Source organism: Massilia sp. 9I (genome assembly GCF_902506415.1).
Taxonomy (GTDB): Bacteria; Pseudomonadota; Gammaproteobacteria; order Burkholderiales; family Burkholderiaceae_D; genus Telluria.
Genome location: NZ_LR733275.1, coordinates 5334138 through 5349294, shown reverse-complemented (window position 1 = coordinate 5349294; position 15157 = coordinate 5334138). Strand labels below are relative to the sequence as shown.

Sequence of the window (15157 nt, the reverse complement as noted above, 5' to 3'; positions counted from 1 at the left end):
AACCCGATGAACTTCGATTTCAAGCCAGAGCAGCTCCAGTTCGCCGACGCGCTCAAGCGCTGGATCGCCCGCGACTACGGCTTCGAGCAGCGGCGCGCCATCATCAGCTCCGAACTGGGCACATCGAGCCAGGCCTGGGCCACGCTGGCCGAGCTGGGCATGACGGCGCTGCCGGTGCCGGAAGCGCAGGGCGGCTTCGACGGCACGGCGGTGGATCTGTTCCTGGTGATGCAGGAACTGGGCCGCGGCCTGGTGGTGGAACCTTATTTTGCGACCGTGCTCGGCGCGCACTTCCTCAAGCTGGGCGGCGCCCACGGCGCGCTGCTCGAGCAGGTCGCCACGGGCGACCTGAAGCTGGCCTGCGCGCTGGGCGAGCGCCAGTCGCGCCACGAGCTGCGCGACATCGCCACGCGCGCCGAAGCGGCAGGCGAGGGCTGGCGCCTGAGCGGAGAAAAGACCGCGGTGCTGCATGGCCTTGATGCCGGCGTGCTGGTGGTGTCGGCGCGCACGGCCGGCGGCCAGCGCGATGAACAGGGCATCACCCTGTTCGCCGTGCCGGCGGATACGCCGGGTGTGCAGGTGACGGGCTACCGCACCCTGGACGGCCAGCGTGCCGCCAACGTGCACTTCGATGGCGTGCAGTTGCCGGCGGAGAGCGCGATCGGCGCATCGGGCGCCGGCTGGGACATCCTCGATGCCTGCGCCGACTACGGCGCCGGCCTGCTGTGCGCCGAGGCGCTCGGGGCGATGGAAGCGCTGTTCGACGCTACGCTCGAGTACCTCAAGACGCGCCAGCAGTTCGGCGTCCCGATCGGCAAGTTCCAGGCCCTGCAGCACCGCATGGCGGACATGTACATTCACCTGGAGCAGGCGCGCTCGATGGCGCTGCTGGCCGCGGTGAAGCTCGATGCCGGCGACGTGGCCGAGCGCCGCCGCGTGGTGTCGGCCGCCAAGTACCGCGTCGGCCAGGCCGCCCGGTTCATCGGCCAGCAGGCGGTGCAGCTGCATGGCGGCATGGGCGTGACCGACGAGCTGGCGGCCGCCCACTACTTCAAGCGCCTGTCGATGATCGAGCTGACCCTGGGCGACCGCGACCACCACCTGGCGCGCTTCGCCGCGCAGCCAGGCTTCCAGCAGGCCGCCTGAGGAGAAGCGCATGAGCAAGCAGTGGTATTTCGAGGACTTCCATCCGGGCCAGGAGATCGACCTGGGCGAACGCAGCGTCAGCGAGGAAGAAATCATCGCCTTCGCGCGTGAATTCGATCCGCAGCCCTTCCACATCGACCGCGAGGCCGCGGCGGCCTCGATCTACGGCGGCGTGATCGCCAGCGGCTGGCACACCTGCAGCATGATGATGCGGATGGTCGTCGACGGCCTGATGTGCTCCGCATCGAGCATGGGCTCGCCCGGCCTGGACGGCGTACGCTGGCTGCGTCCCCTGCGCGCCGGCGACACGCTGCGCGTGCGCTATCTCACCACCGCGGTCAAGGCCTCAACGTCGAAGCCCGACCGCGGGGTAGTGTGGTCGAAGTGGGTGGCGAGCAACCAGCACGGCGAAGAGATCTGCACCATCGAAGGCATGGGCATGTTCGGGAGGCGGCCATGACCAGGACTATCGCCTTCGCCGAGCTGCCGCAGCTGGTTGGGACCGAGGTCGCGGTATCGAACTGGTTCGAGGTGGGGCAGCAGCGCATCGATGCCTTCGCCAAGGCCACCGAGGACCGCCAGTGGATCCACGTCGACCCGGAGCGCTGCGCGCGCGAATCGCCGTTCGGGGCGCCGGTGGCGCACGGCTTCCTGACGCTGTCGCTGCTGCCGGCGATGCTGGAAAGCGCGCTGGCGATCCATGGCATGCGCATGGGGCTGAACTACGGGCTGAACAAGGTACGCTTCCCGGCGCCGCTGCCGGCCGGGAGCCGGGTGCGCGGGCGCTGGCTACTCGCCGCCTGCGAAGCGATCGAAGGCGGGGTGCAACTGACATGGAAGGTGACGATCGAGCCGGACGGGCAGGGCGCGAAGCCCGTGTGTGCGGCTGAATTCCTGGTGCGCGCGTACGCCTGAGGTTTTGTATGGTGGCCGGGCAAACCGGCCACCGTACGGCTCACCGTGACGCGTACTTCGCCAGCTCCAGCTTGGCGATGGCATTGCGGTGCACCTCGTCCGGCCCGTCGGCCAGGCGCAGGGTGCGGTTGCCGGCCCACTGGTAGGCCAGCGGGAACTCTTCCGACACGCCGGCGGCGCCGTGCGCCTGGATTGCCCAGTCCAGCACGTCCTGGGCCACGGTCGGCGCCAGCACCTTGATCATCGCGATCTCGGCCTGCGCCCCCTTGTTGCCGACCGTGTCCATCATATAGGCCGTCTTGAGCGTGAGCAGGCGCGCCGTGTCGATGCGGATGCGGGCTTCCGCGATCCGCTCGCGCCACACGCCCTGTTCCGAGATCTTGCGTCCGAAGGCCACGCGGCTGTCGAGGCGCCTGCACATCAGTTCGAGTGCGCGCTCGGCCACGCCGATGGCGCGCATGCAGTGGTGGATCCGGCCCGGCCCCAGGCGGCCCTGGGCGATCTCGAAGCCGCGGCCTTCGCCCAGCAGCATGTTGGACGCGGGGACGCGTACGTTCTCGAACAGGATCTCGCAGTGCCCATGCGGCGCGTCGTCGTAGCCGAACACCGGCAGCGGACGGACGATGGTGATGCCCGCCGTATCGGCCGGGACCACGATCATCGACTGCTGCTGGTGGCGCGCCGCATTTGGATCGGTCTTGCCCATCACGATGAAGACCTTGCAGCGCGGGTCGCCGGCGCCCGAGATCCACCATTTGTGGCCGTTGATGACGTAGTCGTCGCCCTCGCGCTCGATGCGGGTGGCGATGTTGGTCGCATCCGACGAGGCGACGTCCGGCTCGGTCATCGCGAAGGCCGAGCGGATCTCGCCGCGCAGCAGCGGCTCCAGCCAGCTGCGCTTGATGTCCTCTGACGCATAGCGCTCCAGGGTCTCCATGTTGCCGGTGTCCGGCGCCGAGCAGTTGAAGACTTCCGGCGCCCAGGGTACCCGGCCCATGATCTCGCACAGCGGCGCGTAATCGAGGTTCGACAGGCCTTCGGGCGCACGGGTCGAGCGCGGCAGGAACAGGTTCCACAGACCCGCTTCGCGCGCCAGCGGCTTGAGGCGCTCGATCAGGTCGAGCGGCAGCCAGCGCGTGCCCTTGTCGCGCGCGTTCGCCGCGATTTCTTCGGTGAAGGCGCGTTCGTTGGGATAGATGTGCGCGTCCATGAAGGCGAGCAGGCGCGCTTGCAAGTCCTTGCAGCGCTCGGAATAGGCGAAATCCATTGTCTGTCCTTGTAAGTTCAGCGGGAGGCGAACTGCCAGGCCATCTCGGCCATTGGCCGGGCTGCCTTGCCATTCTCGAGGGCTTGCGCGCTCGAAGCTGTGCCGTCGACATAGCGCTTCATGATCCCTTGCATGATGCCGGCCAGGCGGAACATGTTGTAGGCCAGGTAGAAGTTGAAGTCTTCAAGCGAGATCGTCTTGCCGGTCCGCTCGCAGTAGCGCGCCACGTATTCCTCGAGCGAAGGAATGCCGAGTGCCTTCAGGTCCAGGCCCGCGATGCCGCGGAAGCGCCCCGGCGGAATATGCCAGCTCATGCAGTGGTAAGAAAAATCGGCGGCCGGATGGCCGAGGGTCGACAGTTCCCAGTCGAGCACCGCCAGGATGCGCGGCTCGGTCGGGTGGAAGATCATGTTGTCGAGGCGGTAGTCGCCATGCACGATACTGGTGTCGTCGCCCGGCGGGATGTGCTGCGGCAGCCATTCGATCAGGCGGTCCATGGCCTCGATCGGCTCGGTGACGGAGGCCTGGTACTGCCTGGTCCAGCGCTCGATCTGGCGGGCGAAATAATTGCCCGGCTTGCCGTAATCCCCCAGGCCGATGGCTGCGTAGTCGACCGTGTGCAGCTGGGCGATCACCCGGTTCTGCTCGTCGTAGATGGCGGCGCGTTCGTCAGGGCTCATGCCGGGCAGGGACTGGTCCCACAGCACGCGTCCCTCGACGCATTCCATCACGTAGAAGGCGCGGCCGATGATCGATTCGTCGACGCACAGCGCGTACTGGCGCGGCACCGGGAAGCCGGCGCCGTGCAGCGCCTGCATCACGCGGAACTCGCGGTCGATCGCATGGGCCGAGGGCAGCAGCTTGGCGGCGGGGCCGGGCTTGGTGCGCAGCACGTAGCGCTGGCCGCCGGCGTTCAGGCGGAAGGTGGGGTTCGACTGGCCGCCCTTGAACTGTTCCACCTCGAGCGGGCCGCCCGGGTAGCCGTCGACGTGTGCCGCCAGCCAGGCGCCGAGGGCTTCGACGTCGAAGCGCTGGCGCTCGGACACCGGTTTGGTGCCCATCATTTCTTCGTACATCCGCGTCTCCGTTGTAGTGTTTGTGCTTTATTCTAGCCCGATCGGCCATAAAAATGTACGGGCGTGCTATTTCTTTTGCCGGAAAAGGAGTCAGCGCCCTTTGCGGTACTGCTCGAACAGCTGTTCCATGGTGGTGGCGCGCGCGTCCGGCTGCAGCGGGCCGGGCGGCACGTAGTTGACGAAGCGGACCACCCAATCGAGCGGGTCGGACCCGACGTCGAGCGCATTGATGCAGCCGGCCGCCTGCGACAGCCCGCCCAGGAACAGGCGCTGGCCGGTCAGCGCGAGCGACAGGATCGCGCAATTCACGCCTCCGTGCAGCACCAGCAGCACCGTGTCCCAGTCGGGCTGGGCGCGCAGGCGGTCGATCGCCGGGTGGACCCGGTCCATCATCTCGCCCACCGATTCGCCGCCGAGAAAACGCTGGTCCTCCGCCACCACGCCCTCGAAGGCGCCGGTGAAGGCGCGCCGCAGCTCCTGCGCCGGGATGCTGGACAGGCGCCCGCCGCGGATCTCGTGCAGTTCCGGCCAGGTTTCAAGCTCGATCTGCTGGCCGCTGGCGGCCAGCACCCGGCGCGCCGTCTCCACGGTGCGCGGCAGCCCGGACACGATGACCCGGTCGAAGGTGACGCCGGCTTCGCGGAAGGCGTGGCCGGCCGCATCGGCCTGGGCCTGGCCGTCCGGATTCAGGGCCACGGTCTCGGGCAAGAACGGTTTGCCGCTCTCGTCGAAGTAGGTGACGCTACCGTGCCGCATCAGGTAGACGCGGCGGCGCAGGGCAGGGACGGGGGGCTCAAGCATGGGTTTCCTTGTCGTTTTTTCTTGGCCATCTTACACGCCATGTCATTTCGTCGAGGCGAAACCGCGACACTTCCCGCATCGGAAAGTAATTCCAGCAGTCAATTTCTGGGTGATCTGGCATAAAATATTCGTTGCAACATATAAAACAAGGGATGTTCATGGCAAGGCCGGAAAAAATTCGCCTCGGCGAGGTGCTGATCCAGCAAAAACTGCTGACGGAAGAGCAGCTGAACCAGGCGCTGGCCGCTCAAAAGAGCACCGGCCGCAAGCTGGGGCGGGTGTTCGTCGAGAACGGCTTCGTGACCGAAGAGCAGATCTCGGGCGCGCTGGCGCGCCAGCTGAACATCCCCTATATCAACCTCAAGTTCTACAACATCAACGCCGAGCTGGTGCGCCTGCTGCCGGAAACGGCCGCGCGCCGTTTCCGCGCCCTGGTGCTGGAAGACCGCCGCGAGACCCTGCTGGTGGGCGTGTCCGACCCGACCGACCTGTTCGCCTACGACGAAATCGCGCGCCTGCTCAAGAAGACCGTCGAGCTGGCCGTGGTCAACGAGACCGAGGTGCTGGGCGCGATCGACCGCATCTACCGCCGCACCGACCAGATCACCGACTTCGCGCGCGAGGTCGAGCAGGACCTGGGCGACACCTCGATCGACTTCGGCGCGCTGGCGGCCAATCCGGGCCTGGAAGAAGCGCCGATCGTCAAGCTGCTGCAATCCGTGTTCGACGACGCGGCCCAGGTGCGCGCCTCGGACATCCACATCGAGCCGCAGGAAGGACGCCTGCAGATCCGCTTCCGCATCGACGGCGTGCTGCACCTGCAGACCGAGGCCGACATCAAGGTGGCGACGCCGCTGGCGCTGCGCCTCAAGCTGATGGCCGACCTCGATATCTCGGAAAAGCGCCTGCCGCAGGACGGCCGCTTCGCGGTCAAGGTGCGCAACCAGCGTATCGACGTGCGTATCTCGACCATGCCGACCCAGTACGGCGAATCGGTGGTCATGCGTCTGCTGAACCAGGGCGGCACCACGCTGCGCCTGGATGCGATCGGCATGCCGCCGCGGATCGTCGAGCGCTTCCGCGCGCTGGTGCAGCGTCCCAACGGCCTGGTGCTCGTGACCGGCCCGACCGGTAGCGGCAAGACCACCACGCTGTACAGCGCGCTGTCTGAACTGAACTCGGTCGAGAAGAAGCTGATCACGGTCGAGGACCCGGTCGAATACCGCCTCAAGGGCATCAACCAGGTCCAGGTCAACGACAAGATCGAGCTCTCGTTTGCGCGCGTGCTGCGCTCCGCCCTGCGCCAGGACCCGGACATCGTGCTGGTCGGCGAGATGCGCGACCAGGAAACCGCCCAGATCGGCCTGCGCGCCGCCATGACCGGTCACCTGGTGCTGTCGACCCTGCACACCAACGACGCGGCCTCGACCCCGCTGCGCCTGATGGACATGGGCGTGCCGCGTTACATGGTGGGCGGCTCGCTGCAGGCCGTGCTGGCGCAGCGCCTGGTGCGCGTGATCTGCGAGAGCTGCACCGAGCCTTACCGCCCGACGCCGGCGGAGTTCACCTGGGTGCTGCAGGAGCTGGGCGAGCACGCGGTGCAGACCCAGTTCTTCCACGGGCGCGGCTGCTCGCACTGCAACGGCACCGGTTTCCGCGGCCGTACCGGCGTTTACGAACTGCTCGAGATGACGCGCGCCGTCACCGATGCCGCCAACCATCCGGATCCGGCGCACTTCCTGAAGGTGGCGCAAGCCGAGATGGGGGGCGAGACCTTGCGCCGCCATGGCGTGAGCCTGGCGGTGCAGGGCAGGACCACCATCGCCGAAGCCATGCGCATCAGTAACCAGGTCGACTGATGCCATATTTTGCGTACAAGGCGAGGAACGCCAGCGGCGAACTGCTGCAGGGGATCCTCGAAGGAACCGACAGCGGCGCCATCGCCGACCAGCTGTTCGGCAGCGGCGCCACGCCGATCGAGATCAACCCGAGCCGCAAGGGCCCGGCCTCGAAGGATGGCGGCGGCGAAGGCCTGATGGCGCGCCTGACGGAAAAAAAGGTTACGTCGATGGACGTGCAGCTGTTCAGCCGCCAGATCTACACGCTGCTCAAGTCCGGCGTGCCGATCATGCGCGGCCTGGCCGGGCTGCAGGAATCGGCCATCAACAAATCCTTCGGCAAGATCATCAAGGACCTGCGCGAGTCGCTCGACTCGGGCCGCGAGCTGTCGACCGCCATGGCGCGCCACCCAAACGTGTTCAACACCTTCTACCTGTCGATGGTGCGGGTGGGCGAAATGACCGGCCGCCTGGAAGAAGTCTTCCTGCGCTTGTTCGACCACCTCGAGTTCGATCGCGACATGCGCGAGCGGGTCAAGACCGCACTGCGCTACCCGAGCTTCGTGGTAACCGCGATGATCATCGCGATGGTGGTGGTGAACATGTTCGTCATCCCGAGCTTCGCCAGCGTCTTCAAGCAGTTCGGCGCCGAGCTGCCGCTGATGACGCGCATCCTGCTGGGCACCTCGAACTTCACGGTGCAGTACTGGCCGCTGATGGCCGGCATGGCGGCCAGCATCGTGGCCGGCTTCGTCAAATGGACGCACAGCGCCAAGGGCAGGCTGGCCTGGGACCGCTACAAACTGCGCCTGCCCGTCGCCGGCAAGATCATCCACAAGGCCACCATGGCGCGCTTCGCGCGCAGCTTCGCGCTGTCGCTGCGCAGCGGCGTGCCGATCGTGCAGGCCCTGACGGTGGTGTCGCAGACCGCGGACAACGCTTATCTGAGCATGCGCATCGAGCAGATGCGCGACGGCGTCGAGCGCGGCGAGAGCATCCTGCGCACCTCCACGTCGGCCAACGTGTTCACCCCGATCGTGCTGCAGATGATCGCGGTCGGCGAGGAGACCGGTTCGCTCGACGAACTGATGGACGAGATCGCGCAGATGTACGAGCGCGAAGTCGATTACGAGCTCAAGACCCTGTCGAGCCAGATCGAGCCGATCCTGATCACCTTCCTCGGTGTGATGGTGCTGGTGCTGGCGCTCGGTATCTTCCTGCCGATCTGGGACCTGGGCAAAGCAGCCCTGCATTCCGGAAAATGACCAGGCGCGCGCACGGGTTCACGCTGTTCGAGTTTGCCGTCAGCGCCTCGCTGTGCGCGCTGCTGGCCGTGGCTCTGTTGTCGCGGGTGGCGCATTACCAGGCCGAGTCCGAGCGGGTAGTGGTGCAGCAGCTCGTGGCCTCGGTGCGCACGGCGCTGTCGGTGCGCGCGGCGCAGGTACTTGCGGCGCGTGGCGAACCCGGCCTGCGCGCACTGGCGCTGGAAAACCCGCTGACATGGCTGGCCCGCGTACCGCAAAACTATCAGGGCGAGTACTACCGGCCGCCGGCCGACTTGCTCAAGCCTGGATTCTGGTACTACGACCAAAGTGATAAAACTATAAATTTTTTGTTGCGTAACGACACTTTTTCCTCAGGCACATCAAAATTGCTGAAGTTCAAGGTAGAATTGTTGCGTGAGCCTGTTCCGACCCGCAGTGGTGGACGGAAGGAGGCAACCCTGGGCCTGGTTTTCGATCGAGTTAAGCGAACCGCGTCCGATAACACCAATTAATAACTGCGGGACGTCCGCGACACTTCCAACACACGGAGAGAGTTTCATGAACAAGAATTTCAAGGCTGGCAACCAGGGCGGCTTCACCCTGATCGAACTGATCGTCGTGATCGTCATCCTCGGTATCCTGGCCGCCACCGCGCTGCCGAAATTTGCCAACCTGAATTCGGATGCCCGCGCCGCCGCGCTGAAGGCAGCCAAGGGTTCGATCAATTCCGTGGCTGTGATGGTGCACGCGAAGGCCCTGATCAACGGCACTAACGCCGACGTGAGCCTCGAAGGCAATGCCGTCAACGTGACCAACGGCTATCCGACCGCAAACGACGCGCTGGCCGCTGCTGCGGGCTTGAGCGCTACCGATTTCACCATCACCGCCGGCACCGGCACCCTGACCGTGTCGCCTGTGGGCGTCGCAACGCCGGCAACCTGCCGCTTCATTTACAACAACGCCGCTGCGAACGCTGCTCCGACCTATACCAGCGAAAACACCACCAACTGCAACTAATCCGCCTTACCGGCAGCCCGGGCGCACGCCCGGGCGCTTCACATCCGCTCGAGCCGGATCATTTTCGGCTCGGGCGCGGCCCACGGGTCTCCTCCACAGGCCGAAAACACCCCATCGCCAAGCCGGCGATACCGGCGAAACCCAAGGTTTCCCGAACGGCCCGATGGCCGACATGGCCGCTTGCTGCATCCTCAGCTAGAATGCGCCACCACCAATAAAGCAAAGATTGCTCGCTGCGGCTGTGCCACATCTGATCCTGCCGGGGGATGCCACCGGCCGTTGTCCATTGCGCCACCGGGGCGGCTTTACCATGGTCGAACTGATCGTGGTGCTGATGCTCGTCGGTATCCTCGGCGCCATCGGCGCAAGCAGGTTCTTCGAGCGCAGCAGCTTCGACACCGCCGCATACGCCGACCAGGTGCGCGCCATGCTGCGCTATGCCCAGAAGGCAGCGATCGCGCGCAACACACCGGTCTACGTCCGCTTCGAGGATAACCGCATCTCGCTGTGCCATAACGAGCCGCAGGGCGCCTGCGCCGCTGGGGCGCTGGTTGCCAATCCGGGCGGCTTCAGTGCCGCCGACGACGCGACTCGCGCTGCTTGCGGCGGCGCCGACTGGTACTGCATCGGCAAGCCTCCCAACGTCGCCTGGAATACCGCGCCTACGGCGGACTGGGTCAAGTTTGACGCCCTCGGACGTCCACTCGTCTCCGGCACGGCGCCTGGCGGCGTGCCGGGCGGGCTCACGCTGTCGATCAGCGGCGGACGCGATACGGCGACCATTTCCGTGATCGAGGAGACCGGCTATGTCCAGTAAGCGCCAGACCGGCGTCACGCTGATCGAGCTGATCGTCTTCATCATGATCATCGGGGTCGCCCTGCTGGCGATCCTGGGCGTGCTGTCGCTGACGACCAAGCACAGCGCCGATCCGCTGCGCCGCAAGCAGGCCTTGATGATCGCGGAAGGCTTGTTGGAAGAGGTGGAACTGGCTCGCTTCACCTACTGCCAGCCGGGCTCGGAGAACGCCGACACCGCGCTTGATGCGGCCTCGTGCGCTGATGGCCTGGCCGAGGGTTGGGGCGCCGAGGGCGGCAGCCGCCCGCACGACAACATCAACGACTACGCGGCGGCCGCCAACCAGGCGAACAGCGCCTTCGACATCGCCGGCCAGCTCGCCGACGCCAATGGCAACGCCATGCCGGTGACGGGCTACACGGCGCGCGTGACGATCACGCCGCAGGCGCTGGGCGGGATTGGCGGCGCCGGCACGTCCGCCGACACCGAGGTGCTGCGCATCCGGGTCGAGGTCAGCTACGGCAACGACAAGGTCGTGCTGGACGGCTTCCGCATGCGCTACGCGCCGAACTTCCTATGAACGCTGCGCACCGCCTGCGCGCCAGCCGCGGCTTCACCCTGGTCGAAGCGGTCATTGCGATCGTCATCATCGGCATCATCGCGGGGATCGTGGCGATGTTCATCCGCGCGCCGGTGCTGGGCTATACCGAAAGCGCCGAGCGCGCAGCCGCCTCCGACGAAGCCGACCTGGCGCTGCGCCGTATCGCGCGCGACCTGCGGCTGGCGCTGCCGAACAGCGTGCGCGTTCTGCCCGACGGCAGTGCCGTCGAATTCTTGCTGACCTCGACGGGCGGGCGCTACCTGGCGGTGGACGACGACGTGCCTGGCCTGCCGGCCCTCGACTGGGATAACGCCGACAACCGCCAGTTCGCCGTCATCGGCGGGACCATGCGCGCGATCGAACGGGGCAACTACATCGTGGTCTACAACCTGGGCGACGGCAACGTGCCTTCGGATGCCTACCGCTTCCGCGGCGGCGCCGACGACACCAACATCGCGCGCGTCGAAGCCGTCGACTATGCGCAGCCGAACACGCCGCTGGTGACGCTCGAGGACAACGCCTTCGCCCGCCAGTCGGTGCCGATGACCTCGCCGAACCGCCGCTTCCAGGTGGTGACCACACCGGTGACCTACCAGTGCCGGCTCCTGGCCGACGGCAGCCTGGGCCTGGTGCGCTACTGGGACTATCCGATCAATGCCGCTCAACTCGCGCCGCCGCAGGGCGGCCCGCGCGAAGCCGTGATCGCGGCGCGCGTCGCCAACTGCGGCGGCATCTTCCAGTACGGGACCGCGGCCACGCGCCGCAGCGCGCTGGTGATCCTCAACCTGCCGCTGCGCCCGCGCGGCGGCAACGGCCTGGTGCGCCTGGTGCACCAGGTCCACGTCGACAACACCCCGTGAACGCCATGAATACGTCTATCGTGCGGCGCCGGCGCCGCAGCGCCGGCATCGGCATCGTGACCGCGATCTTCCTGCTGGTCGTCCTGGCGGGATTGGGCGTGGCCGCCGTCCGCATCTTCAATGCCCAGCAGGCCAGCTCCAGCCTCGACCTCGACGGCGCACGCGCCTACCAGGCGGCGCGCGCCGGCATCGAGTGGGGCCTGTACCAGCAGCTGCGCAACAACAGCTGCGCCAGCACCTCGTTCGCCATGCCGCTCGACAGCAACCTCGGCAACTTCACCGTGACCGTGACCTGCAGCGCCATCGCCGGTCCAGCTGATGCCACGGGCAGCACTGCCAACACCACGCGCTGGCGCATCGTGTCGGTGGCCTGCAACCAGCCGGTCGGTGGCAGCTGCGGCGACGACACCGGCAGCAGCCCCGACTTCGTGCGCCGCCGCCTGGAGGTGCAGGTATGAGGATGCTGTGGCGCTTCGTTTGCGCGCTTGTACTGCTGGCGTCGGCGCCGGTGCGCGCCGATACGGCGATGACCCTCTTCAAGAGCTTTTCCGGCAACGTCAACTTCGCGGGCACCCAGGTCACGATCCGCGACAAGGCGACCAACGCCAGTCCGTGCCGGGTCAGCGCCGACAGCGTGGTCCAGAGCGCCTCCCTGAGCCTGCCGACGCTGGCGACGGTGGTTTCGGCCCATCTCTACTGGGCCGGCTCGGGCAGTCCGGACACCACGGTGACGCTGAACGGCAAGAGCGTGACCGCGGCCAGCAATCGCGTGTACACGTCCGGCACCATCGGCGGCGGCTTCGACTACTTCTCGGCCGCGGCCGACGTCACCGAGCAGGTCAAGCTCAAAGGCTCGGGCACCTACACCTTCTCCGGCCTGCGGGTGTCGAACGGGCGCCCGTGGTGCGACCGCAGCGCGGTGCTGGGCGGCTATGCGCTAGTGGTGGTCTATTCGCACTGGAACGAGACCTACCGCGCGCTCAACCTGTACGAGGGCTTCCGCGCCATGCTCGACAGCGAGGTCAAGCTCGACATGGCCAATTTCCGCGTCCCCGACAACATTACCTCGTCGGCGGTGGGGCGCTTTGGCCACCTGGTCTGGGAGGGGGATGCGGACCTGAAGCAGGAAGGCGAGTCTCTGTGGTTCAACAACAAGTCGCTGACCATGACGACCTATGGGCCGTCAGGGAACAACTTCAATTCGAAGAGCAGCGTCAACAGCGACCAGGCCTCGCTCGGGATCGACTTCGACGCCTACAGCCTGAGCGGCTGGCCAGCGAGGCTGAATACCGTGTCCGCACTGTTCCGGACCGGCGGCGACCTGGTGCTGCTGAATGCCGCCATCCTGGCCGTGCCGAGCACGCCGGCGGCCGACCTGGCGGTCGAACTGGTGCGCACCACCGAGTTGCGTGCCGGCTCGCCCGTGAGCTACACGGCCACCGTCACCAACCAGGGGCCGGGCTTCGAGCCGGGCCCGGTCAAGCTGAGCCTGAGCCTGCCGGCGGGACTGAGCTACGCGTCCGCCAGCGGCACCAACTGGAGCTGCACCGGTTCCGGCACGACCGTGAACTGCACCTACACGGGCACCCTGAACAACGGCGAAAAAACCGTCCTGACCTTCAGGGCGGACGTGGCTACCGGCAGCACCGGCAACAAGACCACCACGGTCACCGTGGCCGGCAACAACGACCCGGGCACGTCGAATAACCAGGACAGCGACACCGCCAGCCTGGCCGCCAGCGGCGGCATCTCGTTCGAATACACCAGCCGTAAGTGCGAGGCGGGCGAACTGGTGGGCGCAGGGGGCACCTGTCCCTTGTTTGCGGGACCGGTGGTGGCCGGCGCCACGCCGACGATCTGGCTGACGGCGGTGGACAGCAGTAACCGCGCCAAGTCGCCGAACAGCACCAGCGCGTCGACGGTCAACCTCGACCTGGCCCTCGGCTGCGTGAATCCGAGCGCCGGCACCATCGGCGCCACCTATGGCGGGGTGCTGCTGCCGGCCTGCGTCAAGGACGGCACCGTTGCGGGTACGAGCTCGGTCTGGAAGTCCGTTCAGGCCAGCTTCGCCGCCGGCCAGATCTCACTGGGGGTGTCGTTCCGCTACCTCGACGTCGGTTCGGTCAAGCTGTATGTGCGCACGACCACCGGCGCCATCGACTTTACCCAGTTTGTGTCGATGCCCGCAGCGCTCAGGCTCAAAGTAAGTAACGCGCAGGGCGCCGCCAATCCCGAAAGCGTGGGCCTGGCGCAGAAGGGCTTCGTGCGCGCGGGCGAGCGCTTCACGATCTCGGTGGAAGCACTGCCTGTGAACGCGACCGGTACAACCGACGCGCTGCCCAACTTCGGCAAGGAGGAGGGCAAGCTGCGCCCGACCCTGAAGAACACGGCCACCCGCATCGACGAGCCAGTGGCGCTCGGCGCGGCGCTCCTCGACGGGGAGTATCCGGCCAGCGGGCCCTTCACCGGCAAGGACTTCTTCTGGAGCGACATCGGCAGCTTCAAGCTGCGCGTTTCGCTCGACGATTACCTGGGCGAGAAGCCGGCCGCCGTCGGCGAGCAGAACGTGGGACGCTTCTATCCCGCTTACTTCTCGACCAGCGCCGGCCCCGGCTTTGCCTGCCTGCCGCGCATGCGCTGCCCGTACATCGGCCTGGCCAGGGTGAATGGCGCGATCTATTCGAACCAGCCCTTCGACGTGAGCGTCAGGGCCCACGACGAAAACGGGCGCGCGCTGGAGAACTTCGACACGGCGCGCTATCCGGCGCTGGTGCCGACCCTGACCCTCACCGCTGTCGATGCGCCCGGCACCGGGGTGGCCTTTGCCAAGATCGCACCGGGCCTGGCCGACACGCCGGCCAAGACCACCACGCGCTCGGTGAAGTTCGGCCTCGGCGCGGGCTTCGATGCCAGCCTGCCGAAAACCGCCTGGCTTGGACCGACCGCGGTCTATCTGCGCGCCACCGCGCCTGATAACCGTCTCGGCGCAGCATTGAGCATCAGCAGCGTGCAGAGCGAGGTCGCGGAATCGGAAGAGGGCGGGATCATGGTCATCAACGGCCGGCTGGCGATCACCAACGTGATTGGCTCGGAACTCTTGAAGACGCCGATTCCGATGATGGCGCAATATTGGACGGGAAGTAATTGGGAAAACAATACCTCGTTCTCCGACCCGACCATGTTGAAAGCCGATGGCGCGATCTTCACCGATTGCCAGCGCACGCTCAGCATGCGCGGCGCGGCAGGCAATATGTGCAATACCCAACTGGTCAAATCGGCCACGGTGGGCAGTTTGGCGCTCACCACCGGCAGCACGAAATTCATGCTGGCGCCGGTCGGGGCCGGCCAGTTCGGCAGTTTCCGCATTGAGATGAAAACCGAGAATTGGCTTCCTAGCATGTTCGGTCAGGTGACCATTGGCGCCTATAAAAGCCCAGTAATTTATATCCGTGAGATGTATTGACAACGGAAACTTAATCGAACATCGATAAAGACCCGCAAATAACGTGGTTTTGCGGCATTTTTTTGGTCTGCATGTCTAAGTCTTGAATATAATCAAGACTTTGCCGAGTCCA

The 15157-nt window shown here is 66.3% G+C and carries 15 protein-coding genes; 12 read left to right on the top strand and 3 right to left on the bottom strand.

The window, feature by feature from the left end; translation table 11 throughout:
- Positions 1-6: 6 nt before the first annotated feature.
- Genes GV068_RS24030 through GV068_RS24020 form a run of 3 tightly spaced genes read left to right on the top strand, consistent with a single transcriptional unit; the run spans position 7 to position 2061 of the window.
- Complete coding sequence (locus tag GV068_RS24030) at positions 7-1146, top strand: acyl-CoA dehydrogenase family protein (protein ID WP_159703986.1); 1140 nt, start codon at positions 7-9, stop codon at positions 1144-1146.
- A gap of 10 nt (positions 1147-1156) precedes the next feature.
- Positions 1157-1606, top strand: a complete 450-nt coding sequence (locus tag GV068_RS24025) for a MaoC family dehydratase (RefSeq protein WP_159703983.1) — start codon at positions 1157-1159, stop codon at positions 1604-1606.
- Positions 1603-2061 (top strand): MaoC family dehydratase, encoded by a 459-nt coding sequence (locus GV068_RS24020; protein ID WP_159703980.1) that lies wholly within the window; start codon positions 1603-1605, stop codon positions 2059-2061. Before GV068_RS24025 ends, GV068_RS24020 begins: the two co-directional genes overlap by 4 nt.
- Before the next feature lie 40 nt (positions 2062-2101).
- Here GV068_RS24020 and GV068_RS24015 read toward each other — a convergent pair whose 3' ends face one another.
- The 3 genes from GV068_RS24015 to GV068_RS24005 form a co-directional block, all read right to left on the bottom strand.
- A complete protein-coding gene (locus tag GV068_RS24015) occupies positions 2102-3328 on the bottom strand; it encodes an acyl-CoA dehydrogenase family protein (RefSeq protein WP_159703977.1) in 1227 nt (408 codons plus the stop codon).
- A gap of 17 nt (positions 3329-3345) precedes the next feature.
- Positions 3346-4404, bottom strand: coding sequence for a phosphotransferase (locus GV068_RS24010; RefSeq protein WP_159703974.1), 1059 nt, complete (start codon positions 4402-4404; stop codon positions 3346-3348).
- Between the two features lie 90 nt (positions 4405-4494).
- Positions 4495-5205 (bottom strand): histidine phosphatase family protein, encoded by a 711-nt coding sequence (locus tag GV068_RS24005; RefSeq protein ID WP_159703972.1) that lies wholly within the window; start codon positions 5203-5205, stop codon positions 4495-4497.
- 158 nt (positions 5206-5363) lie between these two features.
- Between GV068_RS24005 and GV068_RS24000 the strand changes: the two genes are divergently transcribed.
- The 9 genes from GV068_RS24000 (at position 5364) to GV068_RS23960 (ending at position 15045) form a co-directional block, all read left to right on the top strand.
- Positions 5364-7064: a GspE/PulE family protein gene (locus GV068_RS24000; protein WP_159703970.1), complete on the top strand. Its 1701-nt coding sequence runs from the start codon at positions 5364-5366 to the stop codon at positions 7062-7064.
- The gene (locus tag GV068_RS23995; protein ID WP_159703968.1) at positions 7064-8308 is read left to right on the top strand and encodes a type II secretion system F family protein; all 1245 of its coding nucleotides are present in this window, start codon (positions 7064-7066) and stop codon (positions 8306-8308) included. The genes GV068_RS24000 and GV068_RS23995 overlap by 1 nt, the downstream gene beginning before the upstream one ends.
- Positions 8305-8820 (top strand): hypothetical protein, encoded by a 516-nt coding sequence (locus tag GV068_RS23990; RefSeq protein ID WP_159703966.1) that lies wholly within the window; start codon positions 8305-8307, stop codon positions 8818-8820. The genes GV068_RS23995 and GV068_RS23990 overlap by 4 nt, the downstream gene beginning before the upstream one ends.
- Before the next feature lie 46 nt (positions 8821-8866).
- Positions 8867-9325, top strand: a complete 459-nt coding sequence (locus GV068_RS25430; RefSeq protein WP_159703964.1) for a type II secretion system protein — start codon at positions 8867-8869, stop codon at positions 9323-9325.
- A 241-nt stretch (positions 9326-9566) separates the two neighbouring features.
- A complete protein-coding gene (locus tag GV068_RS23980) occupies positions 9567-10142 on the top strand; it encodes a GspH/FimT family pseudopilin (protein ID WP_267874539.1) in 576 nt (191 codons plus the stop codon).
- Positions 10132-10701, top strand: a complete 570-nt coding sequence (locus tag GV068_RS23975; RefSeq protein ID WP_159703962.1) for a prepilin-type N-terminal cleavage/methylation domain-containing protein — start codon at positions 10132-10134, stop codon at positions 10699-10701. Before GV068_RS23980 ends, GV068_RS23975 begins: the two co-directional genes overlap by 11 nt.
- The gene (locus GV068_RS23970) at positions 10698-11582 is read left to right on the top strand and encodes a prepilin-type N-terminal cleavage/methylation domain-containing protein (protein WP_159703960.1); all 885 of its coding nucleotides are present in this window, start codon (positions 10698-10700) and stop codon (positions 11580-11582) included. The genes GV068_RS23975 and GV068_RS23970 overlap by 4 nt, the downstream gene beginning before the upstream one ends.
- Positions 11583-11587: 5 nt before the next feature.
- Positions 11588-12040 carry an agglutinin biogenesis protein MshP gene (locus GV068_RS23965; RefSeq protein WP_159703958.1) on the top strand — a complete coding sequence of 151 codons (453 nt, stop codon included), beginning with the start codon at positions 11588-11590 and terminating at the stop codon, positions 12038-12040.
- Positions 12037-15045, top strand: coding sequence for a DUF6701 domain-containing protein (locus GV068_RS23960; protein ID WP_159703956.1), 3009 nt, complete (start codon positions 12037-12039; stop codon positions 15043-15045). Before GV068_RS23965 ends, GV068_RS23960 begins: the two co-directional genes overlap by 4 nt.
- The last annotated feature ends 112 nt before the right edge of the window (positions 15046-15157 follow it).

Excerpts from the sequence above, each read along its gene's own strand:
- GV068_RS24030 (WP_159703986.1), top strand. The coding sequence starts at position 7 with ATGAACTTCGATTTCAAGCCAGAGCAGCTCCAGTTCGCCGACGCGCTC.
- GV068_RS24025 (WP_159703983.1), top strand. The coding sequence starts at position 1,157 with ATGAGCAAGCAGTGGTATTTCGAGGACTTCCATCCGGGCCAGGAGATC.
- GV068_RS24020 (WP_159703980.1), top strand. The coding sequence starts at position 1,603 with ATGACCAGGACTATCGCCTTCGCCGAGCTGCCGCAGCTGGTTGGGACC.
- GV068_RS24015 (WP_159703977.1), bottom strand. The coding sequence starts at position 3,328 with ATGGATTTCGCCTATTCCGAGCGCTGCAAGGACTTGCAAGCGCGCCTG.
- GV068_RS24010 (WP_159703974.1), bottom strand. The coding sequence starts at position 4,404 with ATGTACGAAGAAATGATGGGCACCAAACCGGTGTCCGAGCGCCAGCGC.
- GV068_RS24005 (WP_159703972.1), bottom strand. The coding sequence starts at position 5,205 with ATGCTTGAGCCCCCCGTCCCTGCCCTGCGCCGCCGCGTCTACCTGATG.
- GV068_RS24000 (WP_159703970.1), top strand. The coding sequence starts at position 5,364 with ATGGCAAGGCCGGAAAAAATTCGCCTCGGCGAGGTGCTGATCCAGCAA.
- GV068_RS23995 (WP_159703968.1), top strand. The coding sequence starts at position 7,064 with ATGCCATATTTTGCGTACAAGGCGAGGAACGCCAGCGGCGAACTGCTG.
- GV068_RS23990 (WP_159703966.1), top strand. The coding sequence starts at position 8,305 with ATGACCAGGCGCGCGCACGGGTTCACGCTGTTCGAGTTTGCCGTCAGC.
- GV068_RS25430 (WP_159703964.1), top strand. The coding sequence starts at position 8,867 with ATGAACAAGAATTTCAAGGCTGGCAACCAGGGCGGCTTCACCCTGATC.
- GV068_RS23975 (WP_159703962.1), top strand. The coding sequence starts at position 10,132 with ATGTCCAGTAAGCGCCAGACCGGCGTCACGCTGATCGAGCTGATCGTC.
- GV068_RS23970 (WP_159703960.1), top strand. The coding sequence starts at position 10,698 with ATGAACGCTGCGCACCGCCTGCGCGCCAGCCGCGGCTTCACCCTGGTC.
- GV068_RS23965 (WP_159703958.1), top strand. The coding sequence starts at position 11,588 with ATGAATACGTCTATCGTGCGGCGCCGGCGCCGCAGCGCCGGCATCGGC.
- GV068_RS23960 (WP_159703956.1), top strand. The coding sequence starts at position 12,037 with ATGAGGATGCTGTGGCGCTTCGTTTGCGCGCTTGTACTGCTGGCGTCG.